Raw genomic sequence first — 24554 nt, 5'->3', positions numbered from 1 at the left:
TCTCCTGCGCCGGCGAGGCGCCTTGTGCCCGAGGAACCGCCTTGTCTGACACGTCCGCGCGCACAGGCGCCTGGTCATCCCCCGGATGCCCAGGCGCCACCATGCTAGTTGTTGAGGAGCTTGTCCTCGTCGTTCCAGGCGTACAGGGCACGGATCTCCTTGCCCGTCTGCTCCATGAGGCTCTCGGCCTGCTGGCGGCGTAGGGCCTTGAAGTGCACCTGATGGCTCTCGTCGGACATGTCGAGCAGGAACTCCTTGGCAAACTCGCCGTTCTGGATGCGCTTGAGGTTGTACCTCATGCCCTCCTTGGCGGCCTCCGTCACCACATGGGGGCCGGCGGTGTAGTCGCCGTACTCGGCGGTGTTGGAGATCGAGGAGCGCATGCCGGCAAAGCCGCTCTCGTAGATGAGGTCGACGATGAGCTTCATCTCGTGGATGCACTCGAAGTAGGCGTTGCGGGGGTCGTAGCCGGCCTCGACGAGCGTGTTGAAGCCAGCCTCCATGAGGTCGGTCACGCCGCCGCAGAGTACATCCTGCTCGCCGAAGAGGTCGGTCTCGGTCTCGGTCCTGAAGTCGGTCTCGAGCAGGGCCGCCCGTGCCCCGCCGATGGCGGCGCCATAGGCCAGTGCCAGGTCGAAGGCATCGCCGGTGGCGTCCTGATGGGCACAGACGAGCATGGGGACGCCCTTGCCCTCGACGTAGGTGGAGCGCACGGTGTGGCCGGGGGCCTTGGGGGCGACCATGATGACGTTGCAGTCGGGGCGCACCTCGATGCAGCCGTAGTGGATGTTGAAGCCGTGGGCGAAGGCGATGGTCTTGCCCTCCGAGAGGTTGGGCTCGATGTCCTCCCGGTACATCCTGGCCTGGTACTCATCGTTGATGAGGATCATGATGATGTCGGCCCACTCTGCCGCCTCGGCGTTGGAGACCACCGTGAGGCCCTGCTCCTCGGCGCGCCCCTTGGATGCGGAGCCCTCACGCAGGCCAACCTTGACGTCCACGCCGGAGTCCTTGAGGTTCAGCGCATGGGCATGGCCCTGGGAGCCATAGCCGATGACGGCGACCTTCTTGTCGTCCAGCTTGGACATGTCGACGTCCTGCTCGTGGTACATCTTGAATGCCATGAAACGCTTCCTTTCGCCGTTCCTACAGTACCAATCCATAACGACGCCGCTGGTGTACGGCGGAGTTACCCCTAGAGCGTGGCCACGTCGCGCATGACGGATGGGCCGCGCTCGAGCGAGACGACCCCGGTGCGACAGACCTCGAGGATCTTGAAGTCGCGCATGAGGTCGATGAAGTTGTCGATGCGTCTCGTGCCTCCTGCGATGCGGAAGACGATGGAGTCGCGCGTGTAGTCCACGGTCTTGGCGTGGAAGGCCTCCGCCGCATCGAGCACCTGGGAGCGCGTGCTCTCCTCGTTGGCCATCTTGATGAGCAGCAGCTCGCAGCTGATGGAGTCCTCGGGATCGAACTCCTTGTACGAGATGACGTCGGGGAGCTTGGCAAGCTGGGCCACGAGCTGGTTCTTGGCGCGCCGCTCGCCCTCGAACTGCACGGTGATGCGCGAGAGGTCCTCCGTCTCGGTCTCCGAGACGGTGAGTCCCGTGATGTTGAACTGCCGGCGGCGGAACATGCTCGTCACGCGGTTGAGGACACCGTACTCGTTGCGCACCATGATGGCGATGCTATAGCTGCTCATGCCTACCTCCCCATCCTGGCGCGCACGTCGTCCATGTTGACGATGAGGTCGTCCATCGAGGCACCGATCTGCAGCACGGGCGTCACGAACTCGTCGATGCCGATGGGGCATTCGATGAGCGTGGGGCCGTCCGCCGAGAGCGAGTCGGCGAGGGCCCGCTCGAAGTCCTCGATCGTGTCCACGCGCGTGCCTTCCGTGCCCGTCGCCTGGGCGAGCGCCACGTAGTCGACCCTGCGGTCGAGCGTGGTGTTGGCATGGCGCCCCTTCCTGAACAGGGACTGCATCTGGCGCACCATGCCCAGGGTCCCGTTGTTGAGCAGCACGATGGTCACGGGCACGCCATAGTCGGCTGCCGTGACGAGCTCGGCCATGTTCATGGCAAAGGAGCCGTCGCCCGTGACGAGCAGGGATCGTCCCCGTGTGGCGAGGGAGGCGCCGATGGCCGCCCCCAGGCCGAACCCCATGGTGCCCAGCCCCCCCGACGTGATGAAGCTGCGTGGCCTCGTGAAGCTGAGGTACTGGGCGGCCCACATCTGGTGCTGGCCCACATCGGTCACGACGGGAACGTCCTCGGGGCGCACGCGATTGATGGCGTCCATCACGTTCTTGGGCGTGATGCCCTCGCGGTAGTCCGCATAGCCCCGCTCCTGGGCGGAGAGCTCGTGGACGTGACGGAGCCACTCCTCGTGGGTGTTGGGGGAGACCAGCCCCACGAGCCTCTGGAGCGCACTCTTGACGTCCCCATGCACGTCGGCCATGTCGTCCAGGGTCTTGGAGAACTCCGAGGAGTCCACGTCGACATGCACCACCTTGCCGCTGGGTGCAAACGTCCTGCGGTCGCCCGTGGAGCGGTCGTTGAAGCGGGCGCCCAGGGCGATGAGGCAGTCGCACTCGTTCATGGCTCGCGTGCTGGCAAAGTGGCCGTGCATGCCCTCCATGCCCAGGAAGTTCCGCGTGGCGGTGGGGATGCCCGAGATGCCCATGAGCGAACAGCCCATCGGTGCCCCTATGATGCGGGCAAGCTGGACGACCTCCTCCCCCGCATCCGCCGAGACGACGCCGCCGCCAAAGTAGACGAAGGGGCGCTGGGCCTTGTCGATGAGCCGTGCCGCCCGCTCGAGCGACCCCTCGCTGGGCTCGAGCGGATCGTCCGCCTCCACGGGGCCAAGCTCATGGTAGCCGATGAGCGCGCGCTGCACGTCGGCGGGGATGTCCACGAGGACGGGGCCCCTGCGACCCGAGCAGGCGAGCTTGAAGGCCTCGCGCAGCATGCGCTGGAGGTCGTTCGCGTTGCGCACGAAGTAGTTGTGCTTCGTGATGGGCAGCGTCACGCCCGTGATGTCCAGCTCCTGGAAGGCGTCCGTGCCGATCATGGCGTTGCTCACGTTGCCCGTGATGGCAACCATGGGCACGGAGTCGAGGTAGGCGGTGGCGATGCCCGTGACGAGGTTGGTGGCGCCGGGCCCCGAGGTGGCGATCATGACGCCACATCTGCCCGTGGCGCGGGCGTAGCCGTCCGCCGCATGCGTGCCATGCTGCTCGTGCGTGGGCTCGACCACGCGGATGCGGTCCCGGTAGTCGTACAGCACGTCAAAGATGTCGAGCACCGTGCCCCCGGGATAGCCGAAGACCGTGTCGACCCCCTGTTCCACCAGACAGCGGGCGAGGACCTGTGCTCCCGTCAGCCTCTCCATGGTCGGGCCCCTAGGCTTCCTGCTGCTTGGAGCGGGTGGTCGAGATCATGCGGTTGATGGCGTTGACGTAGGCCTTTGCCGAGGAGACGATGATGTCGTTGTCGGCGCCCCGGCCGGTGTAGACCCTGCCACCCGCCGCCTCCACGCGCACGGTGACCTCGCCGATGGCGTCGATGCCGCGCGTGACGGCCTTGACGGCAAACTCCTGCAGGTCGCCATGGACGCTCACGACCTGGTCGATGGCCTTGTAGGCGGCGTCGACGGGACCGGCGCCCGTGGCGCAGACCACATGCCTGTCACCCTCCTCGTCGGTGATGGTGGCCGTCGCGGTGGGCACCAGGGGGTCGCCACAGGACACCTGCAGCGCGTTCAGCGTGTAGATGGCCTCGATGTCGCGCTGGCGCTCCTGCACCATGGACTCGAGGTCCTCGTCGTAGACCTCCTTCTTCTGGTCCGCGATCTCGAGGAAGCGGTCGTAGACCTCGTCAAACTCGGCGTCGTCGAAGCGGTAGCCCAGCTCGCCCAGACGGTGCCTGAGGGCGGCGTGGCCGGAGCGTGCCGAGAGGATGATCTCGGAGCCGGCGGCGCCCACATCGGCGGGGTCGATGATCTCGTAGGTGTCGCGCGCCTTGAGGACGCCGTCCTGGTGGATGCCGGAGGAGTGGGCGAAGGCGTTGGCACCCACGATGGCCTTGTTGGCCTGCACCTGCATGCCGGTGATGCGGCTCACCAGGTGGGAGGCGCGCGTGAGCTCGCCGGTCACGACGTCGGTGTGGCCATCCAGCTCCTGCCCATGCATCCTGAGGGCCATGACGACCTCTTCGAGCGCAGTGTTGCCGGCCCGCTCGCCCAGGCCGTTGATGGTGCACTCGATCTGGCGGGCACCGCTCTTCACGCCGGCAAGGGCGAGTGCGGTGGCCATGCCCAGGTCGTTGTGGGTGTGAACCGAGATGGTGACGTTCTCGATGCCACGGACGTTGTCGGCGAGGCCCTTGATGCGGGCGCCAAAGTCGTCGGGCAGCTGGTAGCCGGTGGTGTCGGGGATGTTGACGACGGTGGCGCCGGCGTCAACGGCGGCCTGGATGACGCGTTCGAGGAACCCCTGGTCGGAACGGCCGGCGTCCTCGGCATAGAACTCGACGTCCTCCACGTAGCGCTTGGCGTACGTGACGCAGTGGATGGCCCCCTCGATGACCTGATCCTCCGTCAGGTGCAGCTTGTCACGCATGTGCTGAGGGGAGACGCCCAGGCCCGTGTGGATGCGGGGACGCTTGGCGCACGCGAGGGCCTCGGCCGCACGATCGATGTCCTTGTCCACGGCGCGCGTGAGGCCGACGACGACGGCATCGTCCCCGGCCAGCTTGCCGATCTCCTGCACGGAGCGAAAGTCACCGGGACTCGAGATGGGGAAGCCCGCCTCGATGACGTCCACGTGCATGCGGAGCAGCTCCTGTGCGATGACGAGCTTCTCCTCGGTGTTCATGGACGCGCCGGGCGACTGCTCGCCGTCCCTCAGGGTGGTGTCGAAGATGTCGATCTTGCGTGTCATGGTAGGTCCTCCCGATAGATGAGTCTGACGCTGGTCGCCTGCCGAACCGGGGGCATGGTGCCAAGGGCGCTGCGGACCGCGGTATGCCGTTTGTCTTGTCGTGACGTGAGGAGGTGCTCGGTGCCGGGGAGCCGTTTTTGTCTGCGTGCGGGGTGCGACGCGACAGGGCGACGAATGCGAGCGGCTAGGCTAGTAGTCGGTCGGGGACGCCAGGTAGAATTCGCGCACGGCAATCGCTCGCGGCGCGTCCGACGCGCTCGGCAATCCGTGCGTATGCAAGCTCTACCTGTGACATGGCTCAGTCCCTCGACCGTTCGTATCGACCGCTCCGATACCTTATGGGTATGGTGCCATGCGGGTCACGCAGGGGCGCCAAGCGTTTCCGTTTGGAAACAAAGGAGACACGGTTTCCCTGTGCCCGTCCCTGCGTCTTCCCGATCCGCGCCCGCTGGCTCTTGGCCGCGACCCTCCGTGCCGTCAGCGCACCGTCCGCACCTTGCGTTGGTACGCTGCGGCAATGATGTCGCAGCAGCCCTCCACGCCAAACACCGATCGGTCCACGATCAGATCCTTGTCCATGTACAGGTCCCACTTGCCGGCGGAGTAGCGCGTGTAGAAGCGCTCACGCTGGTGCTGCATGCGTCTCACCAGGGCCAGCGCCTCGTGGCTCTTGAGCCCGCGCTTGTCGCCCACGATCTTCACGCGGCACTCGAGCGGGGCCGTCACCAGCACGGTGATGAGGTTGGGGCTGCCGCGCAGGATGTAGTCGGAGAGGCGTCCCTCCACGATGCAGTCCTGGGAGCTGGCCAGGTCGATGATCACCTGCCTGATGGCCTTGAAGACGCGGTCGCCCCTCGTGCTCTGGTCCATGGCGTCGGGCAGGAAGGCGAGCGGTCCGTGTGCGGCGCGCTCGTCGTAGCTGGCGATCTGATCCACGTCGATGCCCGAGCGTATGGCGGAGCGCACGAGCAGCTCGTTGTCGTACAGGGGGATCCCCAGACGCTCCGAGAGGAGCTTGCCCACCTCATGACCCTCGGCGCCATAGTCGCGTGCGATGGAGATGACCACGGGCTCGTGGGATGAGGCCGCGGCTGCGTTCAGGACGTCATCCCCGCCCCGGAGGAACAGCTCGTGCCGTGCGTCGTCAAAGGATGTGCTCATACATGTCTCCCTGGAGGTTGGTGTCTGTCGTCATCATAGTCCTACGCTGCGGAAATACGACGCTGGTAGGCACGTACGGCAAGCGAGATGGCAAAGTTGAGCACGAAGTACGTGAGCAGCACGAAGCCGTAGAGCACGAGGATCTCCCCCAGCGTGGAGGCCTGGCCCATCACCACGGCGGAGTTGCGCATGAACTCATGGACGTCGATGCCGCGCAGGTACGAGGTGTCCTTGATGACGGTCGTGCACTGGCTGAAGAGCGCGGGCACGATCATCTTGAACGTCTGCGGCAGCACGACGAAGCGCATGGTGGCAAAGAAGCCGAAGCCCTGCGACTGTGCCGCCTCGAACTGTCCTGTGGGCATGGCGTTGAGACCGCCGCGCACGATCTCGGCCATGACGGCGGAGGTGAACACCGTGAACGCGAGGATGGAGATCACGACGTTGTCACCCTGCACCGTGAAGCGGAAGATGAGGATCCACAGCAGGTTGGGCGTGCAGCGGAAGAGCTCGATGTAGGCGCTCACGAGCCAGCTGACCCAGCGCAGGCGGCCCGTGCAGTACGACTTCGCGAGGGCGAGGACCGTGCCCACGATGATGGACAAAAGGATGGAGGCGAGCGAGATGATGATGGTGTTGAGCAGGCCCTGCAACATGAAGGCCACGTTGCTTGCGGAGAAGATCGCTGCCATGCGCTACGCCTCCTCTGCGGTCGGGGGGGCAGTGGCGCCGGCCGCCTCGACGGTGTCGGTCGGCTTGGCCTTGCGGGGGGCCTTGCTGCGCCTTTCCAGCCACGTGATGAGCATGGCCAGAGGGAAGCAGATGAGGAAGTACATGACGCAGCAGACGATGTAGCCCTGCAGGTAGCCCGTGTCGGACACGATGATGTCCGCCTGGTACATGAGGTCGCCGCCGGCGATGAGCGCGAGCACCGAGGTGTTCTTGATGAGGTTGAGCGCCTGGTTCGCGAGCGGCGGAAGGATGATGCGGAACGTCTGGGGCAGGATGATGTAGCGGTACGCCTGCACGCGCGAGAAGCCCTGCGACTGTGCGCCCTCCATCTGCCCACGTGGTATGGCCTCGATGCCCGTGCGGATGACCTCGGCCACATAGGCGCCGTGGTACAGGCCCACACAGAGGACCACGAGCACGAACGGCGCGATGCGCACCACGTGCTCTGCCCCCGTCATGGCCTGCAGGATCATGGGACCGGCGGTATAGACGAAGAACACCTGCACCACGATGGGCGTGTTCTGGAAGAACTCCACGTACACGCGGGCGATGGCGCGCAGCACGCGTGAGCGTGTGGTGGAGCATATGCCGATCAGCGTGCCTATGACGAGCGAGACGGCGAGTCCCGCCAGGGAGACCTCGATCGTGAAGAGGAAGCCCTGCCACAGGAGGTCGGAGCTTGCGGGTGTCGTGGCCCAGCGCTCCGCGTTGAAGAGCTCGTTCATCGTTGGTCAGCCCCCTTCCTAGAGCAGATGGTAGTATGCGGCCAGCTCATTGATGCGGCCGGACGACACCAGCTGGGTGACGACGTCCTCGCACACGGCGGAGAGCTCCGTCGAGCGCAGGTTGGTGCACACGCCATAGTCCTGCTGGCCAAAGACCAGGTCGGGCTCGAGGAGCTCGTTGCTGTCGTTCATGTAGCCGCCCAGGATGGAGCGGTCGATCGCAAAGACGTCGATGTTGCCGGACGCGAGGGCGGCCGCCAGGGTGGGGTAGTCCATGTACTCGGCGAAGGAGAGGTGCACCCGGTCGACGAGGCCCTGGTCCTCGAGCATCTTCTGCAGCTCCTTGCGCGTGTTGGCGCCCTCGCCCACACCGATGACCCGCCCGTCAAGGTCCGTCACGCTCCTCAGGCCCGCGGACTTGAGCACGAGCATGCCCACCGAGTCGGTGTAGTACGGATCGGTGAAGTTCCACGACTTCTTGCGCGCCTCCGTGATGGTGTAGGTGGCGCAGACGAGGTCCACCTCGCCGGAGTCCACGAGGGGTCCGCGCGTCTTGGCCGTGACGCCCGTGAACTCCACGAGGTTGTCGGCGCGGGCATCGTCCGCCGTCGTGGAGAAGACGCTGGCCGCGATCTCATGGCAGATGTCTATCTCCATGCCCTGATACCTGCCCGTGGCGGTGTCCTGGTAACCATAGCCGGGGACGTCCGTCTTGACGCCGCACTTGAGCGTGCCGCGGCCCTGGATGGCGGAGAGCCCGTCCATGGCCGTCGCGCCGCCCGAGCGTGCGCAGCCTGCCAGCGAGAAGCCTGCAAGCGCAGCCGTCGCCGTACCACAGGCGGCAAGGAAGCCCCTGCGCGTAAGGGCGGGGCGGGCGTCTGCCCTGGCGTTTCCATTCCGCATGCGCACCACCTACTTAAGGATCTTGTCGAGGAAGGCCTGACAGCGGGGGTTGTCCGGATGCGTGAAGAAGTGTTCCGGCGTGCCCGTCTCCAGGATCTGGCCATCGTCCATGAACACCACGCGATCGGCCACCTGGCGGGCAAAGCCCATCTCGTGCGTCACGCAGATCATGGTGATGTTCTCCTGGGCCAGCTCCACCATGACGTTCAGAACCTCGCTCACCATCTCCGGGTCCAGGGCGCTCGTGGGCTCGTCGAGCAGCATGATGGGCTGCTTGGTGCAGAGCGCCCGTGCGATGGCGATGCGCTGCTGCTGGCCACCGGAGAGGTTCTGGGGATACTCGCCTGCCTTGTGGGCAAGCCCCACGCGCTCCAGGCTGGCCATGGCCGTCTCCTCGGCCTCCTTCCTGGTCTTGCCCTGCAGCTTGATGGGGGCGAGCGTGAGGTTGCCCATGACGGTCATGTTGGGGTAGAGGTTGAACTGCTGGAACACCATGGAGGTGTACGTGCGCGTGATGGCCAGGTGGTTCTTCTTGGTCATGAGCTCCCCACCCACGCGCACCTCGCCACTCGAGGGCTCCTCGAGCCAGTTGATGGAGCGGATGAGCGTGGACTTGCCCGAGCCGGACGGCCCGATGAGCACGACCTTCTCGCCCTCCGCGACGGAGAGGTCTATGTCCCTGAGCACGTGCAGGTCGCCAAAGTACTTGTTGAGATGGCTGATCTCGATCATGTTGGCCATGATGCGCGCCTCTTTTCTGCGAACACGTCGGTCAGAAAGTGCCAATTATAAGAGATAGGGGAGGAGCATGCCGAGCCCACCACCCTGCACCCCTTTGTATCACGCCTTTTCCGTCTCGCCATCATTTTGAAAAGCTTGCCGGTCGCTGATGCGGTGCGCCGTGGCGCCACGCTAGAATAGGCGGGGACAATCCGAGACCGGGGGGATCCCATGCAGTTTTCCAGGCGGCTCGACCTGTTTGGTGACGAGGTGTTTGCGGCGCTCAATGCCAGGAGGCGCGCGCTCGAGGCACAGGGACGCACGGTGTTTGATCTCTCCGTGGGCACGCCGGACTTCCGACCTCCCCAACACGTCATCGATGCGCTCGTCGCGTCCGCCCAGGACCCCGTCAACTGGAAGTACTCCCTGCATGACACCGACGAGCTGCTCGAGGCCGTATGCACCTACTACCAGGATCGCTTTGGTGTTGTGGGCATCACGCCCGACATGGTCATGAGCTGCCGCGGCACGCAGGAGGGCATGCGGTACGCCTGCGAGGCGCTGGCCGACCCCGGCGACGTGGCGCTCATCCCCGACCCCTGCTATCCCGTGTTCCAGGCGGGCACGCTCCTTGCCGGCGCCACGCCTCACTACTATCGTCTCACGGCAGAGAATGGCTTCCTGCCCGATGTGGACGAGATCCCCGCCGATGTGGCCCGCGCCGCCCGCTACCTGGTGGTCTCCCTGCCGGCCAACCCCGTGGGCTCGGTGGGGACGCCCGAGGTCTACGGGCGCATCATCGCCTTTGCCAAGGAGCACGACATCGTCGTCATCCACGACAACGCGTACTCCGACATCGTCTTCGACGGTCCCGCGGGCGGGTCGTTCCTCGGCTATCCCGGGGCGCTCGACGTGGGCGTGGAGTTCTTCTCGCTCTCCAAGTCATTTGACGTCACGGGAGCCCGCCTGTCGTTCGTGGTGGGGCGCACGGACATCGTCGCCGCCGTGCGCAAGCTGCGGAGCCAGGTTGACTTCGGCATGTTCTACCCCGAGCAGGCGGCGGCCGTCGCTGCCCTCACGGGCCCGCGCGAGCAGGTGGAGCGCCAGCGCCTGGCATACCAGGCACGGCGTGACGCCCTCTGTGACGGTCTCGAGGCCATCGGCTGGGAGCGGCCCAACGCGCACGGCTCCATGTTCGTGTGGGCACGGATTCCGGGAGGGCGTACGAGCTCGCAGGACTTCGTCCTCGAGCTCATGGAGCGGTCGGGCGTCATCGTCACGCCGGGGGCGAGCTTCGGCCCCTCGGGCGAGGGCTACGTGCGCATGGCGCTCGTGCTTCCGCCCGACCAGCTGCGCGAGGCCGTTCATGCCATCGAGAGGGCGGGGGTGTAGGCCATGGGCGTCGTGCGCATTGCCACCATCGGGTCGAGTGCCATTGCCGAGCGCTTCGTGGATGCCGTGGGGCAGGTGGAGGGCGTCGAGTACGTTGCCGCCTATTCCCGCGCGCTCGGGCGTGCGCGCGCATTCGGCGAGCCGCATGGTGCGTCGCTCTTCTTTGATGGCCTGGACGAGCTTGCCGCCAGCGACGTGGTGGACGCCGTCTACATCGCCTCGCCCAATGGCGTGCATGCCGACCAGGCGTCGCTGTTGGCCCATGCCGGCAAGCACGTGCTGGTGGAGAAGTCGTTCGCGCCGACGGAGCGCGAGGCTCGCAGGGTCTTCGACGCGGCGCATGGAGGTGACGTGGTTGCGCTCGAGGCCGCGCGCAACCTCCATACGCAGGGGTTCGCCACCATCGAGCGAACCCTGTCCCGTCTGGGTGCCGTCACGCAGGCGTCGCTGCGCTTTGGCAAGGTGACGTCGCGCATCGCGCGGCTCGAGGCAGGGGAGTACGTGGGGCAACTCGACCCCATGATGGGGGAGGGCGCCCTCACGGACATCGGCGTCTACTGCGTGGAGCCGGCCGTCGCGCTGTTTGGCACGCCAGACTCCGTCTCCGCCTCGCTCGTGACGCGTCATGTTCCCTGGCGGACCACAGAGCCCCTCACCACCATGGACGTTGCCGGCAGCATCGCCCTGCGCTATGCGGACAAGGTGGTCGACCTCTCGTTCTCCAAGGTGGGAGACGACCTTGCGCCCTCGCAGGTCATTGGCCAGAGGGGCACGCTGCTCATTCCCGCGATCAACTGCCCGCGCGACCTCACGTTGGTGCTCCACGAGGACGTGGGCATGGCCTATGGGACCGTGGGCGGCGTCGAGGAGCCCCTCGCCTCGTCCGACCCCGAGAACGACATGGTCTGCGAGGTCACCACCTTCCGCGATGCCATCCTGGGCGTGGGCGACGCGCCCGCTCGCGTGCGGCACTTCGAGCGCGTGACGGTGGAGTCGCTCGCCATCATGGACGAGGCCCGTCGGCAGGCAGGCGTGCGCTTCCCCTGGGACGAGTAGGGAGGGGCGCCTCGCCGCACGGGCGTCCATCCTCGTCTATAAGTCACCTTAATATAACTTATCTGCCACTCATGCTACGCTTGGCATGCGTAATAAGTAGCCTACGTCTAACTAGCTCGGACGTACTGCGCCGGCGATACAAGAGATTGACAGGCCATGGTAGCTCTCGTGCTCGACTCCATCCCCCGAATCGCCATCGCCCTTGCGGTGGTCCTCCCCCTTGCGCTCTGCTGCGACGGGGTGCTCAAGCGTCATGCGCGCACGTTCTACGCCGTCGCCGGCGTGTTGACCGTTGCCGAGTACTGGGTCTCCGTGCTGCAGCTCCTCATGGGCAAGGACGTCCCGGCGTGGGCCGTGAGCTATCAGCAGGCGGTGCAGGGGCTCATCGCCACCACCAACCCCGTCGGCTATCTCCTGCGCACGGCACTGTTCTCCGCGGAGGCGGGCGTGGCGCTGTTCACCGTGGTCATGTTCATCGGGGCCCTGCCCAAGACCGAGCGGGTGCGATGCCTCTATGCCGTACATTCCGAGATAGCCATCCTGGGAGGCATCCCCGCCTTCGGACACGGCCTCTCGCGCGTCAGCACGGTGCTGCGGTACTGGGGCGGTGGCTCCAGTCATGGCACCGAGGGGCTGCCCGAGTGGTTCACGGTCATGAACCTCGTCATCTATGGCGTCCTCTTCGTGATCGTGTTCGTCGCGCTCATCGTGGGCTGGGTCACCTCGTTCAGGGTGGTACGCCGCAGGATGCGGGGAAGGACCTGGAAGCGCGTGCAGCGGATCTGCGCCTATCCGTTCTATGGCCTCACGCTGGTCTGCGGTGCGCTCGTGGGCTTCATGTACACGGCTCAGGGGCTCGCCCAGTTTGGGGCCGGCGGCTCGAAGATCGTGGTTGGCGACCTGTCCACCTTCCCGACGCGCGTCATACAGGGCTCCGGCCAGTTCTGGATCTACGTCGCACTTGCGATTGCCTACCTCGTGCTGCGCGTGGGCAGGGCGCGCGCCGACGCCGCGCGGCAGGCGACCAGGGCCGTGCGGTAGGGGGTACGACACGGATGCGCGACGTTTGGGGCGTGGCTTGGGACGCTCGGCGTGGCGGGCCCGCTCCCTGCCTGCGTTCGGATGGCACTGGATGGGGCACGGCTCACGGGCGAGACAGGGGCCTTCCGGCAGCGTGGGGATTGCTGGTCCTGATGCGCTGAACAGTGGCCGTAGGCGGGTGCCATGGCCATGAGGCAGGGGACGGGGGGAGGATCCATGGCGCAGCGCGTCTTCATCATCGAGGATGACCTCTCGCTGCGCGAGGAGTGCGCGCGCCTGCTGGGGCTCTCGGGCTATGCGACGTCCGCCTGCACGGACTTCTCCCACGCGGCGGACGAGGCGCTCGCCGCCGTTCCCGACTGCGTGCTCCTTGACCTCAAGCTGCCCGGCGCCGACGGCCTGGCCGTCTGCCGCGAGCTGCGCGGACGCTCGGACGTCCCCATCGTGATCCTCACGTCGTCCGACAGCGAGTTCGATGAGGTCATGGGCATCAACCTCGGTGCGGATGACTATGTGACGAAGCCCTACGCCCCGCCCGTGCTGCTGGCGCGCGTGGCGGCGGCCATCCGCCGCGCGCACCCCGACGTGGACGTCCTGTCCGAGTGGCAGGGCCTCACGCTCGACCCCACGCGCTCGCAGGCGTCGTACGACGGCTCCACCTGCGAGCTCTCACGCAACGAGCCCAGGATCCTCGCCGCGCTCGTGCGGGCACGGGGCGCCATCGTCAGCCGGAGCGACCTCATCTTCGAGCTCTGGCAGTCCGACGAGTTCGTGGATGACAACACCCTCACGGTCAACGTCAACCGCCTGCGCAAGAGCCTCGCGTCCATCGGCGTCCCCAGGGGCTTCCTCAGGACCCATCGCGGCCAGGGGTACTCGCTGTGAGGCCGCGTGACTATCTGGCCGACCATGCGCCGCAGCTGGCCTGCTGGCTGGTGACGCTCCTGCTCGCCGACCTGCTCGCGCAGGCGGCCGGCCTCACGACGGACGTCCGCGCCGTGCTCGCGGCCATCCTTGTGCTGAGTGGTGCCACCACGCTGGTGCTGGGATACGTGCGCGACCGTCGCTTCCTGCGCGACCTTGCGGACAACGCCGCCACGCTCGAGCACGCCTGGCAGCTCCCCCTCGTGATTGAGGAGCCCGACTCGCGTGCGGGGCGCCTGGTCTTCGAGGCGCTCTCGGCCCAGGGGCGCTCGGCGGCGGACGACGTGCATGAGGCGCAGCGGCGGCTCTCCGCCTACCGCTCCTACATCGAGGCATGGATCCACGAGGTCAAGGTGCCCATTGCCGCCGCGGGCCTCGTGGTGTCGCGTCTGGACGCGGCCGAGCGCCCCGCCGTCCTGCGCGAGCTCGACCGCATCAACGCCCAGGTCGAGCAGGCGCTCTGGTACGCGCGCTCCGAATCCGCCGAGCTTGACTACACGATTCGCGAGGTGCCGCTTGTCCGCATCGTCAAGGGTGCCTGCAAGGACAACGCGCGCCTGCTCATCGAGTCGGGCGTCTCGGTCGAGGTGGCGATTGCCGAGACGGAGCGCGTGTTCACGGATGCCAAGTGGGCGGCCTTCGTCGTCTCCCAGGCCATGGTCAACGCGGCAAAGTACGGTGCCTGCCACGTGCGCGCGTCTGCCTGCGTCGAGGGTGCGGGCTCCGTCGATGAGCGTACCGTGCTCGAGCTGGCCGACGATGGCTGGGGCATCCCCGCCGCTGACGTCCCGCGCGTGTTCGAGCGGGGCTTCACGGGCGAGCACGGCCATGCGCAGGCGCGCTCGACGGGCATGGGTCTCTACCTTGCGGCGCGCATCTGCGAGAAGCTGGGCCTGGGGCTGGAGATCGCCTCCGAGGAGGGCAGGGGCACGCGCGTGCTCGTGAGCTTTCCCCATGACCGCCGCCGGCTCACCCTGGCGGAGCGGACGCGCTGAGGTCGCGCTGTCCCAGCGCTGTCCCACCTTACAGAATCGTAAGCCCCCGGTAAGCTCATTCGATGGAAGCCCGTGGGTGCGCCCCGTACGATGATGCCACCCTCTTGAAAGGAGCATCGCATGGCAGAGACGCATGCCACGCCGGCCCATGCGGCCACGCGGACGAGCCTGCTGGACGTTCGCCACATCGGCAAGGTCTTCGGCGCCCGCGGTAGCCGCGGCGTGACGACCACGGCCCTTTCCGACCTGAGCTTCACGGTGGACGCCGGCGAGTTCGTGGGCATCATGGGTCCCTCTGGCTCGGGCAAGACCACCCTCCTCAACTGCATCTCCACCATCGACGTTCCCACGTCGGGCAGCATCCTGCTCGACGGCCAGGACGTCACCAGGCTGCGCGGGCGCGCCCTCGCCCGCTTCCGGCGCGAGCAGCTGGGCTTCGTGTTCCAGGATGCCAACCTCGTGGAGACGCTCACGGGCTTCGAGAACATCGCCCTCTCGCTTACCATCAAGGGCGAGCGCCTGGCGCTCGTCGACCCGCTCGTGCGCGGCATGGCCAAGCGCCTGGGGGTGAGCGACGTGCTCGACAAGTACCCCAACCAGATGTTGGGCGGTCAGCGCCAGCGCACGGCGGCGGCGCGTGCCTTTGTGGGCAACCCCAAGCTCGTGTTGGCCGACGAACCCACCGGCGCGCTCGACTCACGCAATGCCAACGTCATGCTCGAGACGCTCGAGAGCACCAACCGCATGGACAGGACCACCATCATGATGGTCACGCACGACGCCTATGCCGCCTCGTTCACGAGGCGTGTGCTCTTCATCAAGGACGGCGCCCTCTTCAACGAGATCGTCCGCGGCGACCTGCCCCGCGAGGAGTTCTTCGACCGCATCATCGAGGTCGTCACCTTCCTGGGGGGAGGTGCCCGTCATGCTGGCTAGGCTCGCCCTGCGCAACGTCCGCCGCAGCGCCCGCGACTACGGCATCTACTTCGTGACCATCCTCCTGGGCGTGTCCGTGTTCTATGCCTTCAACTCCATTCCCAGCCAGCGCGTGCTCTTCGACCTCAAGGCTGCGGACTTCGGCGTGTTCTCCACGGTCAACGAGTTCATGGGGATCTTCTCGGTCGTGGTCGCCTGCGTGCTGGGGTTCCTCGTGGTGTACTCCAACCGCTTCCTCATCAGGAGGCGCAGGCACGAGTTCGGGATGTACCTGCTGCTTGGCATGACCTCGGGGCAGGTCGCGCGCGTGGTGCTCATGGAGACCGTCTCGGTCGGCCTGCTCTCGCTGGTCGTCGGCCTGGGTGCGGGCATCGCCCTCTCGCAGGTGCTCTCGTTTGCCACGGCCGCACTCTTCCAGGTGGACATGGTGCAGTACCGCCTCGTGCTCTCGGGCGAGGCAATCGTGCGCACCGTCCTCTGCTTCGCCCTCATCTTCGCGGTCGCCGCGGCATTCAACGTCATCGAGGTGCGGCGCTGCAGGCTGGCCACGCTGCTCTCGGCGCGTCCGGACAACCAACGCATCGTGATGCGCAATCCCCTGGTGTCGCTTGCGGCCTTTGTCGTGAGCATCGTGCTGCTGGTCTGTGCCTACCAGGCGCTCATCAGGAACGGGCTCGTCGAGATGGGCGACGATGACTTCAAGCGCGCCACGGTGCTCATGCTCGCCGGCACGCTCCTGCTGTTCTGGTCGCTCTCGGGCTTCGTCATCGCCGTCGCGCAGCACCTGCGCCGCGTGTACTGCCACGGCCTCGCGATGTTCGACATCCGTCAGTTCGCGAGCAAGGTCAACACGGCGTTCGTCTCGCTTTGGGTCATCTGCGTGCTGCTCTTCTTCGCCATCACGGTGTTCTCCGAGGGCATGGGCCTGGCGAGCATCTTCTCGGGCGACCTTAGCGAGAGCACGCTCTTCGATGCTGGGCTCACGGCCAACATAGGGCTCTACGCCAACTCGAAGGGCGCGGAGGAATATGCCTCGACGAACGGCGACATCGCGGCCTACCTCTCCAGCCACTCGTCGACGTGGAACCAGGTGGTGGGGCGGACGGCCCAGGTGGACCTGTGGGCCCTGCCCGACCTCACGTACGGCCAGCTGGCGAGCGACAGCGGCTTCGATGCCCGGGGTACCGCGCTCGAGGCCAGCGACACGTTCCGCTCGATGCCCGTGCAGGCGATGAGCCTGAGTCACCTCAACGCCGCCCGTGCGCTTGCGGGGCGCGCGCCCCTCACGCTTGCCCCCGATCAGTACCTGGTGGACAACACCTCGACCATCACGGCGGGGCTTGCCTCGTCGGTCGTGCGTTCGGACCTTGCCCTCACCGTGAGCGGCACCCAGCTGCACCCCGCGGGCGAGGTCGTCGCGCAGGGCGTCCAGGTGGCACAGATAGCCAGCGAGACCTGTCTCCTCGTTCTGCCCGATGCGGTCATCGACACGCTCAAGGCGCAGGGTGGCAAGCCCTTCATGAGCTTTCTCGACATCGACTATCGGGAGGGGCTCGACCCTGCCACAGCCGACCGGATGCTCGAGACGGCACTGGGCGAGGCCCTGCCCGACTCCCGGTACGGTGCGGGCGGGGAGGAAAGCCTTGCGTATGCCTGGCCGGTGAGCACGGACCTCACGGCCAACACGGTGCGGGCCCAGTCCATGGGCACCAAGATGACGGCCACCTACCTTGCCGTGTACATCGGCTTCGTGCTGCTCGTTGCCACGGCGGCCATCCTTGCGGTGCAGCAGCTCTCCGAGACGAGTGACTCCACCTCGCGCTATCGCACGCTGGCAAAGATCGGCTGTGACCGTCGCATGATCCTCGGCAGCCTGCGCCGTCAGGTGCTCGTGTACTTCCTTGCCCCGCTGGCGGTGGCGGCGCGCCATGCGACCTGCGCCATCGCCGTCTCCCAGAGGACGCTGTTCTCGGCCTTTGGCATCGACGCGGGCCCCACGATCCTGATGGCCGCCCTGGCCACTCTCGGCATCTATGGCATGTACTTGGTGGTGACGTATCTGGGCTGCCGCAGTGTCGTGTGCGGTGCCCTGGGCAGGCACCTTCTGGGGTAGGGAGACGGGATTTCCTCCCTGCCATCCCTCTCATCCCATGCTCGTATGCGGTCGTGCGAGGTTCTCCTACGGTCATGCGAGGTTTTTTCGATGGAAACGCCTCGCGTGCGGACTAGAGTCAGCACGCGAGACGAAATCGGCCGAAAAACCTCGCACGACGGAGGTGAGACCTCACACGACCGTAGGGGAACCGCGCACGGTCAAGGAGAAGTGCGGCCAGGGGGGTGCGGCGTGTAGATACCGTGTGGCAGGAGTACCATGAATCTGGTGTTGCCTATGGTACCGATGGGCATGTTCGCCCAGTTACAGAAGGGGGAGTTTCATGGCACAGCTCAGCTACCGTTTCTGGGGTCCCACGCAGGTGCTCTTTGGCGCGGGCCAGCTCGACAACCTGCATACGCTGCCCATGCCGGGCAAGAAGGCGATGGTCGTCATCTCCAACGGGAAGTCCACCAGCGCCAACGGCTCCCTTGACCGCACGCTCGACCAGCTCAGGCAGGCTGGCGTCGAGACACTCGTCTTCGACAGGGTCGGAGCCAACCCCACCAAGGAGGCCACCGAGGAGGGCGCCTTCTTTGCCCGCGAGCATGGCTGCGACTTCGTCGTGGCGCTCGGCGGCGGCTCGGTCATGGACTCCGCCAAGGTCATGGCGCTCTTCGTCCCGCAGCCTAGCAACGACCTGTGGGACTATGCCGGGGGCAAGACCGGCAAGGGCCTCCCGCTCGCCAATCCCGAGCTCCCCTGGATCGCCATCACCACGACGGCTGGCACCGGCTCCGAGGTCGACTCGGCTGGTGTCATCTCCAACGAGGCCACGCACGAGAAGATCGGCGTGGGCACGCCCACGGACTTCGCGCGCTACGCCATCGTCGACCCCGAGCTCATGCTCACGGTGCCCCCCACGTTCACCGCCTACCAGGGCTTCGATGCCCTCTTCCACAGCCTCGAGGGCTACATCTCCAAGCCCGCCAACCCCTTCTCCGAGATGGTCCAGCTTGCTGCCATCGAGAACATCGGGACGTGGCTGCCCGTGGCCGTCAAGGACGGATCCAACCTCGAGGCCCGCACGCACGTGGCCTTTGCCAACACGATGAGCGGCTACTCCATGGTGGCGAGTTCCTGCACCTCCGAGCACTCGATGGAGCATGCGATGAGCGCCTACCATCCCGCGCTTCCGCACGGTGCCGGCCTCATCATGATCAGCCGCGCGTACTTCCAGTTCTGGGTCGACAGGCACGTCTGCGACGACCGCTTCGTGCGCATGGCCCAGGCGCTCGGCAGGGCCGATGCGACCGAGGCGCAGGACTTCATCGGTGCCCTCACCGACCTGCAGCGCGCCTGCGGGGTGGACGGGCTCAGGATGAGCGACTATGGCATCGCGCGCGAGGAGGCCATGACGCTCGCCATCAACTCGCGCGAGACCATGGGCGTCCTCTACCTGGCGGACCCGGCTGAGACCACCAACGAGGAGATCGCCGGCATCTACGAGAGCGCGTGGCGGTAGGCGTGGCAGGCGGGTGGCCGTGAGGTCACGTGCCAGCTTGCCCGCGGCCCCCTGGGCACGCTCGGGTGGTAGGGTGGGCGGCCTGGATGGCTTGGCCGTCCCTGGCTGATGTACAATCGGGCACCGTGTGCCACACTGGCACCACTGGCCACCACTTCCGTCATCAGGAGAGCAGCACATGCCCACGACCGACAAGCCGTCCTTCTTCATCACCACCCCCATCTACTACGTCAACGCCAAGCCCCACCTGGGAACGGCCTACTCCACGATCCTCTGCGACGTGCAGGCACGCTACCGTCGCGCCAGGGGCTTTGACGTCAAGTTCCTCACGGGCATGGACGAGCACGGTGAGAAGGTCGAGGAGGCCGCCCGCGAGCATGGCATGACGCCGCAGGAGTGGTGCGACAATCAAGTTCCCTTCTTCGAGGAGCTCTGGCGGACGCTCGAGATCTCCAACGATGACTTCATCCGCACGACCGAGCCGCGCCAGGTGCGTGCCGTCCAGTACCTCTGGGAGCGCATGCGGGAGTCTGGCTACCTCTACAAGGGCTCCTATGATGGCTGGTACTGTGTGCCCGAGGAGACCTACTTCACCGAGAGTCAGGTGTGCAAGTCCGACGAGGAGAACCACACCGAGGGTCGACACCTCTGTCCCGACTGCGGTCGCCCCCTGGAACGCGTGCAGGAGGAGTCCTGGTTCTTCAGGCTCTCCGCCTTCCAGGACAGGTTGCTGGCACTCTATGACGAGCATCCGGACTTCGTGATGCCCGACTTCCGCATGAGGGAGGTGCGCAGCTTCGTCGAAGGGGGCCTCACGGACCTCTCCGTGAGCCGCACGAGCTTCGACTGGGGCATCAAGCTGCCCTTCGACGAGCGACACGTGACCTACGTGTGGTTTGACGCCCTGCTCAACTACATGACGGCCGTGGGCTATGGCCAGGGGGGCGACGAGGCTGCCGCCGAGTTGGCCTTCCGCTGGCCCGCCCAGTACCACGTGGTGGGCAAGGACATCATCCGCTTCCACTGCGTCATCTGGCCCGCCATGCTCATGGCCGTGGGCGAGGCCCTGCCCGGGCACGTGTTCGCCCATGGCTTCCTCATGGTCAAGAACGAGGAGACCGGCCAGGGCGAGAAGATGTCCAAGAGCCGTGGCAACGCCATCGCGCCCCAGGACGTCATCGACCTTCTGGGCGTGGAGGGCTACCGCTACTACTTCATGACCGACGTGGTGCCCGGCGAGGACGGTGCCATCAGCTTCTCCCGCATGGAGCAGGTCTACAACGCCGACCTCGCCAACAGCTGGGGCAACCTCGTGAGCCGTGCCCTCAACATGAGCGCCAAGTACTTCGGCGGCAGGACGCCGGCCTTCGACGGGGGCTGGGCCGTCCGCGAGAACCCCCTGCGCGCCATTGCGGAGGGCATCGCGGGACGCTACGCGGCCCACATGGACAAGATGGAGTACGTGGGCGCCCGCGACGTGGTCATGGAGCTCGTGCATGCGGCCAACCACTACGTGGAGGACTCCACCCCCTGGGCCGTGGCCAAGGACCCCACCCGCGTTGGCGAGCTCTCCGACATCATCTGCAACCTGCTTGAGTCCATCCGCATCAGCGCGCACCTGCTGGCGCCCTTCATGCCCGAGACATCTGCCGAGGTGCTGCGCCGCATGGACCTTGCCGCGGAGGTGGACTCCGACGACCTCGCCGCCGCGTGCGCGTGGGGGCAGATCAAAGGTGGCGTCGAGGTCACCAAGGGCGCTGCGCTCTTCCCGCGCCTGGGTGGCAAGAGATAGGGACGTGCGATGACGGCACCCTGCTCATACCTTGCCGACCGGCGCGAGACCCGCTCCACGCTCGAGCGGCATGGGCTCTGTGCCAAGCATCGGCTGGGACAGAACTTCCTGGTGAGCGATGGCGTCATCGCGCACATCCTGGCGCTTGCCGAGCTCACGTGCGATGACGTGGTGATCGAGGTGGGGCCGGGCATCGGCACGCTCACGGTTGCGCTCCTGGCGCGCGCCGGCGAGGTGCGTGCCATCGAGGCGGACCGTTCGCTTGCCCCGGTGCTGGCAGAGACCTGCGCGCGGGACGGCGAGCGCCTGACGCTGACGTGGGGAGATGCGCTCAAGGTGCTCTCCCAGGGCGTGGCGCAGGAGCCGCGCCCCACCATGCTCGTGGCCAACCTGCCCTACCAGGTGGCGGCCACGCTCGTCCTCAAGGCGCTTGAGGAGCTACCCAGTGTGCGGCGGCTGGTGGTGATGGTCCAGGCCGAGGTGGCCGACCGCATCGCAGCTGCGCCCGGGAGCAAGGCGTACGGTGCCTACACGGCCAAGCTGCGGCTGTGGGGAAGGGTGACGGGCCGCTTCGAGGTGGGGCGGGGCAGCTTCATGCCGCCACCGCACGTGGACTCCGCCGTGGTGCGCATCGATCGCGCGCCGCTGCTGGATGCCGCCGAGATCCCCTGGGTCGCGCAGGTCATCGATGCCGCCTTCGCCCAGCGGCGCAAGACCATCCGCAACTCCCTTGCGGCCAATGGCTTCGAGCGGGATGTGCTCGATGCGGCCCTGGCCCGCACGGGTATCATGCCCACGGTGCGCGCGGAGTCCCTCACACCCGACGATCTCGTCCGCCTTGCCGGGGCCCTGCGCCATGAGTGAGGCGTTTCGGCTCATGCTCGAGGATGGCATGCCCCTGCACGACCGCACGGGGCGCCCCGTCCAGGTGCCTGAGCCCCAGGTCCCGCTCGCGGACACCCACGGGCACCTCACCTGCTTCCGTACGGTGGACGTTGCCGAGGCGCTCTGCCGGGCGGCGCTCGTGGGAGTGCGCCTGCTGGTGGTGCCCATCGACCCGGTTGGTGACTTCGGGTCCGACGAGACGCGCTGGCATGACGTGGCCGGGCTGCTCGCGTGGCTGGACGGACAGGCGGAATGCGCGCGAGTGCTGCTCGCCACGAGCGAGCGCGCAGGCCTGAGGCAACCCACATACGGCGGTGACGTGCCGCAGCTGCTTGACAACGTGCGCATCGTGGCGGGCGTCCACCCGTACGGTGCGCTGCGCGTGCGTGAGCCCGCGGTGCGGGAGCGCCTCGAGGCCCTGCTCGCCAGTCCCCGCTGCGTGGGCGTGGGAGAGATCGGGCTGGACGCGGGCCCCTACGCGGAGCTTGCGCTCGAGCGGCAGGAGCAGGCGCTCCGCTGGCAGCTCACGGTGGCACGCGAGCGGCATCTGCCCGTCGAGCTGCACCTGCGCGATGGCGAGCACGATACGGCGGCGCATGACCTCGCAGCGCACGTACTCGCGGAGGAAGGTGTGCCCCAGGCGGGCTGTGATCTTCACTGCTTCACGCAGGGTCCCGAGGTCCTGCGGCCGTTCGCGGAGCTTGGCTGCCACATCGCCTTCGGGGGAGCCGTCACGTTCAAGCGCTCGGATGCCATCCGCGCCGCGGCTGCCGCCTGCCCCGCCGGGCGGATGCTTTCCGAGACCGACTGCCCCTACATGGCACCCGTGCCGCTGCGCGGACGGGAGTGCGAGCCTGCCATGGTGGCCCTGACCTCGTCATTGCTCGCCGATGTGCGTGAGCGCGAGCTGGGTGTCTCCCGCACGGCGACCTATCGGGCACTCTGGCGCAACGCCTGCACGCTCTTTGGTCTGCAGGGGTAACGGATGTCGGATACAGCTCGGACGGCATCACTCGTACAAATGTTGCGAGAGACACAGAGAGCGCGTACGCTAGGTTGGTATCTCACGCATCAGGTCATCCGCGTGCCCCCTGGCCGAAAGAAAGGGGAAGGCTGTGGGACGCAGACGCAATCTCACGAGAAGGTCGCTCCTTAGCGTGGCAATTGCCAGTGCCATCACGCTTCCCAGCTGCTCTGGAGAGACGTCTGAGGGTACTGAGAAGGGTGAGGTCGCTCCAGCTCGCATGCCGTGGGATTGGCATGGCCTTGCAGGGATAGTGGATGATGCGGGCACATGGATCGTGACGCCACGGTACCAGAATCCCTACAGCATGTTTGCCGTCTCGTCAGATGGCGCCTCACTTGCCGTTGCGGCCGAGGGACTCACGGGCATTGCCGAGCCGGGCGGCGTGTGGGTCCTTGAGCCGCTTTGGGCTGATGTAAGCGAGGTGCGTGCGGGCATGGTGACTGCGGCATCGCACCAGGCCGGCCCCTGGGGTATCGGAAGGCCTGACGGCTCATGGCAGATCGCGCCCAAGTACACAAGTGCGACCTGGCTTCCGACGCCAGGAACCGCGTTGGTTTCGGTATAGCGGATGAGGTTGTCTCTGTGCCGGTTGATGCGATATGGCTGTCGCATGCGCTTGTCGTGCATGCCTGCGTCGTATCCCATCGGTTCATGTGGGTGCGATTTGATTCGTGTGGGTGCCAATCTCCCTATCACAGTCGACAAAACCCCAGTTCAGCGAAAGCGGCAGGATGCGATTCGCACCCACACGCAGCAAAAGGCACCCACAGGATGCATGGAGGAGGCATGACCGCCTCGTCCCATTGCGTCCGATCGTCGTGCCTGCTATCGTAGGTATACATCGGATGCCTGCCCGCGCGCCCCATCAGTGAGGTGTGCCATGGTGCCCGCATCCGTCTCTTCCCAGCTCATCCTCTCCCATCTCGTCGATGGTGCCGCGGAGGCGCTCTGGCCCACGCGGTGCGTGGGCTGTGATCGTCCCGGTACGCTGCTGTGCCCCCATTGCCGGGCGGCACTTCCCTGGATAGACCAGCGCTGGGCGTGCCTCAACTGCGGCGCCCCGGCAGGATGGCTTGCCTGCTCCGAATGCGACGAGCCGTGGGAGACGCGCACGGTCGCCTGCGCGCTGCCCTTCGCCGGCGTGGGCACGCGTCTGGTCACCGCCTACAAGGACGGGCACGAGCGCCGCCTGGCCCCCGTCCTCGCCGTCGCCATCGCCTGCGCCCTGGACGAGGCACGCGCATGGCCCGCTCCCGACGGCCGTCCCCGCTTCGATCCTGCGGCAACGGATGCGCTCTGCTTTGTCCCAGCTACCGAGCGCGCCTTTGTGCGCAGGGGCTTCGATCACATGGAGGGCGTCGCTCGCGCCCTCTCGGCGCTCGAGGGCATCCCGATGGCGGACGTGCTCGCGCGGGGGCCGGCACGGGACCAGCGCTCACTCGGCAGGAGCGAACGCGCTGCGAACCTTCGTGACAGCGTGGAGGTCGTGTCGGACGTGGCGGGGCTGAGCCTGCTCCTCGTGGACGATGTCATCACGACCGGCGCGTCGATACGAGCTTGCGCGCAGGCCCTGCGCGACCACGGTGCGCGGGAGGTGAGCGCCTGTGCGCTTGCCCGCGTATGGTAGGGGTCGTCTCTGTACCGATGCGCAGATACGGCCTGTGGATCATACGAGAGGGATCGAAACGCCCACGGGCTGGTAT

22 protein-coding genes are annotated in these 24554 nt (G+C 66.7%); 13 read left to right on the top strand and 9 right to left on the bottom strand.

Translation table 11 applies throughout. The features are described from left to right. Positions 1-104 precede the first annotated feature (104 nt). The 9 genes from ilvC to HMPREF1316_RS02200 form a co-directional block, all read right to left on the bottom strand. A complete protein-coding gene (ilvC, locus tag HMPREF1316_RS02240) occupies positions 105-1124 on the bottom strand; it encodes a ketol-acid reductoisomerase (RefSeq protein ID WP_021725298.1) in 1020 nt (339 codons plus the stop codon). Positions 1125-1195: 71 nt separating this feature from the next. Further along, positions 1196-1702 carry an acetolactate synthase small subunit gene (gene ilvN, locus HMPREF1316_RS02235; protein WP_021725320.1) on the bottom strand — a complete coding sequence of 169 codons (507 nt, stop codon included), beginning with the start codon at positions 1700-1702 and terminating at the stop codon, positions 1196-1198. Between the two features lie 2 nt (positions 1703-1704). Continuing rightward, the gene (gene ilvB, locus HMPREF1316_RS02230; protein ID WP_021725288.1) at positions 1705-3396 is read right to left on the bottom strand and encodes a biosynthetic-type acetolactate synthase large subunit; all 1692 of its coding nucleotides are present in this window, start codon (positions 3394-3396) and stop codon (positions 1705-1707) included. 10 nt (positions 3397-3406) lie between these two features. Continuing rightward, positions 3407-4945 (bottom strand): 2-isopropylmalate synthase, encoded by a 1539-nt coding sequence (locus HMPREF1316_RS02225; protein ID WP_021725335.1) that lies wholly within the window; start codon positions 4943-4945, stop codon positions 3407-3409. Between the two features lie 477 nt (positions 4946-5422). Then, positions 5423-6106, bottom strand: a complete 684-nt coding sequence (locus HMPREF1316_RS02220; protein ID WP_021725323.1) for a cytidylate kinase-like family protein — start codon at positions 6104-6106, stop codon at positions 5423-5425. 41 nt (positions 6107-6147) lie between these two features. Then, entirely contained in the window at positions 6148-6798 is a 651-nt protein-coding gene (locus tag HMPREF1316_RS02215; protein ID WP_021725268.1) for an amino acid ABC transporter permease, read from the bottom strand. Between the two features lie 3 nt (positions 6799-6801). Further along, on the bottom strand, positions 6802-7563 hold the full coding sequence (locus tag HMPREF1316_RS02210) for an amino acid ABC transporter permease (protein ID WP_021725341.1): 762 nt from the start codon (positions 7561-7563) through the stop codon (positions 6802-6804). An 18-nt stretch (positions 7564-7581) separates the two neighbouring features. After that, positions 7582-8466, bottom strand: coding sequence for a transporter substrate-binding domain-containing protein (locus tag HMPREF1316_RS02205; RefSeq protein WP_021725297.1), 885 nt, complete (start codon positions 8464-8466; stop codon positions 7582-7584). Between the two features lie 9 nt (positions 8467-8475). Next, positions 8476-9207 carry an amino acid ABC transporter ATP-binding protein gene (locus tag HMPREF1316_RS02200; protein WP_021725310.1) on the bottom strand — a complete coding sequence of 244 codons (732 nt, stop codon included), beginning with the start codon at positions 9205-9207 and terminating at the stop codon, positions 8476-8478. Positions 9208-9417: 210 nt separating this feature from the next. On the opposite strand from HMPREF1316_RS02200, the gene HMPREF1316_RS02195 reads away from it, so the two are divergent. The 13 genes from HMPREF1316_RS02195 to HMPREF1316_RS02135 all read left to right on the top strand — a co-directional run bounded on the left by HMPREF1316_RS02195 (position 9418) and on the right by HMPREF1316_RS02135 (position 24478). Next, complete coding sequence (locus tag HMPREF1316_RS02195; protein WP_021725260.1) at positions 9418-10578, top strand: pyridoxal phosphate-dependent aminotransferase; 1161 nt, start codon at positions 9418-9420, stop codon at positions 10576-10578. A gap of 3 nt (positions 10579-10581) precedes the next feature. Next, on the top strand, positions 10582-11634 hold the full coding sequence (locus HMPREF1316_RS02190) for a Gfo/Idh/MocA family protein (RefSeq protein ID WP_021725336.1): 1053 nt from the start codon (positions 10582-10584) through the stop codon (positions 11632-11634). Positions 11635-11790: 156 nt separating this feature from the next. Continuing rightward, the gene (locus HMPREF1316_RS02185) at positions 11791-12675 is read left to right on the top strand and encodes a hypothetical protein (protein ID WP_021725295.1); all 885 of its coding nucleotides are present in this window, start codon (positions 11791-11793) and stop codon (positions 12673-12675) included. 216 nt (positions 12676-12891) lie between these two features. After that, positions 12892-13560 carry a response regulator transcription factor gene (locus tag HMPREF1316_RS02180; RefSeq protein WP_040650943.1) on the top strand — a complete coding sequence of 223 codons (669 nt, stop codon included), beginning with the start codon at positions 12892-12894 and terminating at the stop codon, positions 13558-13560. Further along, the gene (locus HMPREF1316_RS02175) at positions 13557-14594 is read left to right on the top strand and encodes a sensor histidine kinase (RefSeq protein ID WP_021725309.1); all 1038 of its coding nucleotides are present in this window, start codon (positions 13557-13559) and stop codon (positions 14592-14594) included. Before HMPREF1316_RS02180 ends, HMPREF1316_RS02175 begins: the two co-directional genes overlap by 4 nt. Before the next feature lie 120 nt (positions 14595-14714). Beyond that, entirely contained in the window at positions 14715-15530 is an 816-nt protein-coding gene (locus HMPREF1316_RS02170) for an ABC transporter ATP-binding protein (RefSeq protein WP_021725349.1), read from the top strand. Then, the gene (locus tag HMPREF1316_RS02165) at positions 15520-17643 is read left to right on the top strand and encodes an ABC transporter permease (protein ID WP_021725271.1); all 2124 of its coding nucleotides are present in this window, start codon (positions 15520-15522) and stop codon (positions 17641-17643) included. The genes HMPREF1316_RS02170 and HMPREF1316_RS02165 overlap by 11 nt, the downstream gene beginning before the upstream one ends. A 322-nt stretch (positions 17644-17965) precedes the next feature. Beyond that, a complete protein-coding gene (locus tag HMPREF1316_RS02160; protein WP_021725269.1) occupies positions 17966-19147 on the top strand; it encodes an iron-containing alcohol dehydrogenase in 1182 nt (393 codons plus the stop codon). Positions 19148-19325: 178 nt separating this feature from the next. Continuing rightward, positions 19326-20939 carry a methionine--tRNA ligase gene (gene metG / locus HMPREF1316_RS02155; protein ID WP_021725301.1) on the top strand — a complete coding sequence of 538 codons (1614 nt, stop codon included), beginning with the start codon at positions 19326-19328 and terminating at the stop codon, positions 20937-20939. A gap of 9 nt (positions 20940-20948) precedes the next feature. Next, positions 20949-21803, top strand: coding sequence for a 16S rRNA (adenine(1518)-N(6)/adenine(1519)-N(6))-dimethyltransferase RsmA (gene rsmA, locus HMPREF1316_RS02150; RefSeq protein ID WP_021725347.1), 855 nt, complete (start codon positions 20949-20951; stop codon positions 21801-21803). Then, positions 21796-22806 (top strand): TatD family hydrolase, encoded by a 1011-nt coding sequence (locus HMPREF1316_RS02145; protein ID WP_040650939.1) that lies wholly within the window; start codon positions 21796-21798, stop codon positions 22804-22806. The genes rsmA and HMPREF1316_RS02145 overlap by 8 nt, the downstream gene beginning before the upstream one ends. Before the next feature lie 295 nt (positions 22807-23101). Then, positions 23102-23416, top strand: coding sequence for a hypothetical protein (locus HMPREF1316_RS02140; RefSeq protein ID WP_232204395.1), 315 nt, complete (start codon positions 23102-23104; stop codon positions 23414-23416). Positions 23417-23731: 315 nt separating this feature from the next. Beyond that, the gene (locus HMPREF1316_RS02135; RefSeq protein WP_021725273.1) at positions 23732-24478 is read left to right on the top strand and encodes a ComF family protein; all 747 of its coding nucleotides are present in this window, start codon (positions 23732-23734) and stop codon (positions 24476-24478) included. Positions 24479-24554: the final 76 nt, after the last annotated feature.

Origin of the sequence: Olsenella profusa F0195, assembly GCF_000468755.1 — a bacterium.
Taxonomy (GTDB): Bacteria; Actinomycetota; Coriobacteriia; order Coriobacteriales; family Atopobiaceae; genus Olsenella_F; species Olsenella_F profusa.
Note: the sequence above shows the minus strand (reverse complement) of the source record. Positions and strands in the feature narration are given on the sequence as shown.

What these genes read in the sequence shown, in the direction of transcription:
- ilvC (WP_021725298.1), bottom strand. Translation starts at nt 1,124, where the DNA reads ATGGCATTCAAGATGTACCACGAGCAGGACGTCGACATGTCCAAGCTG.
- ilvN (WP_021725320.1), bottom strand. Translation starts at nt 1,702, where the DNA reads ATGAGCAGCTATAGCATCGCCATCATGGTGCGCAACGAGTACGGTGTC.
- ilvB (WP_021725288.1), bottom strand. Translation starts at nt 3,396, where the DNA reads ATGGAGAGGCTGACGGGAGCACAGGTCCTCGCCCGCTGTCTGGTGGAA.
- HMPREF1316_RS02225 (WP_021725335.1), bottom strand. Translation starts at nt 4,945, where the DNA reads ATGACACGCAAGATCGACATCTTCGACACCACCCTGAGGGACGGCGAG.
- HMPREF1316_RS02220 (WP_021725323.1), bottom strand. Translation starts at nt 6,106, where the DNA reads ATGAGCACATCCTTTGACGACGCACGGCACGAGCTGTTCCTCCGGGGC.
- HMPREF1316_RS02215 (WP_021725268.1), bottom strand. Translation starts at nt 6,798, where the DNA reads ATGGCAGCGATCTTCTCCGCAAGCAACGTGGCCTTCATGTTGCAGGGC.
- HMPREF1316_RS02210 (WP_021725341.1), bottom strand. Translation starts at nt 7,563, where the DNA reads ATGAACGAGCTCTTCAACGCGGAGCGCTGGGCCACGACACCCGCAAGC.
- HMPREF1316_RS02205 (WP_021725297.1), bottom strand. Translation starts at nt 8,466, where the DNA reads ATGCGGAATGGAAACGCCAGGGCAGACGCCCGCCCCGCCCTTACGCGC.
- HMPREF1316_RS02200 (WP_021725310.1), bottom strand. Translation starts at nt 9,207, where the DNA reads ATGGCCAACATGATCGAGATCAGCCATCTCAACAAGTACTTTGGCGAC.
- HMPREF1316_RS02195 (WP_021725260.1), top strand. Translation starts at nt 9,418, where the DNA reads ATGCAGTTTTCCAGGCGGCTCGACCTGTTTGGTGACGAGGTGTTTGCG.
- HMPREF1316_RS02190 (WP_021725336.1), top strand. Translation starts at nt 10,582, where the DNA reads ATGGGCGTCGTGCGCATTGCCACCATCGGGTCGAGTGCCATTGCCGAG.
- HMPREF1316_RS02185 (WP_021725295.1), top strand. Translation starts at nt 11,791, where the DNA reads ATGGTAGCTCTCGTGCTCGACTCCATCCCCCGAATCGCCATCGCCCTT.
- HMPREF1316_RS02180 (WP_040650943.1), top strand. Translation starts at nt 12,892, where the DNA reads ATGGCGCAGCGCGTCTTCATCATCGAGGATGACCTCTCGCTGCGCGAG.
- HMPREF1316_RS02170 (WP_021725349.1), top strand. Translation starts at nt 14,715, where the DNA reads ATGGCAGAGACGCATGCCACGCCGGCCCATGCGGCCACGCGGACGAGC.
- HMPREF1316_RS02165 (WP_021725271.1), top strand. Translation starts at nt 15,520, where the DNA reads ATGCTGGCTAGGCTCGCCCTGCGCAACGTCCGCCGCAGCGCCCGCGAC.
- HMPREF1316_RS02160 (WP_021725269.1), top strand. Translation starts at nt 17,966, where the DNA reads ATGGCACAGCTCAGCTACCGTTTCTGGGGTCCCACGCAGGTGCTCTTT.
- metG (WP_021725301.1), top strand. Translation starts at nt 19,326, where the DNA reads ATGCCCACGACCGACAAGCCGTCCTTCTTCATCACCACCCCCATCTAC.
- rsmA (WP_021725347.1), top strand. Translation starts at nt 20,949, where the DNA reads ATGACGGCACCCTGCTCATACCTTGCCGACCGGCGCGAGACCCGCTCC.
- HMPREF1316_RS02145 (WP_040650939.1), top strand. Translation starts at nt 21,796, where the DNA reads ATGAGTGAGGCGTTTCGGCTCATGCTCGAGGATGGCATGCCCCTGCAC.
- HMPREF1316_RS02135 (WP_021725273.1), top strand. Translation starts at nt 23,732, where the DNA reads ATGGTGCCCGCATCCGTCTCTTCCCAGCTCATCCTCTCCCATCTCGTC.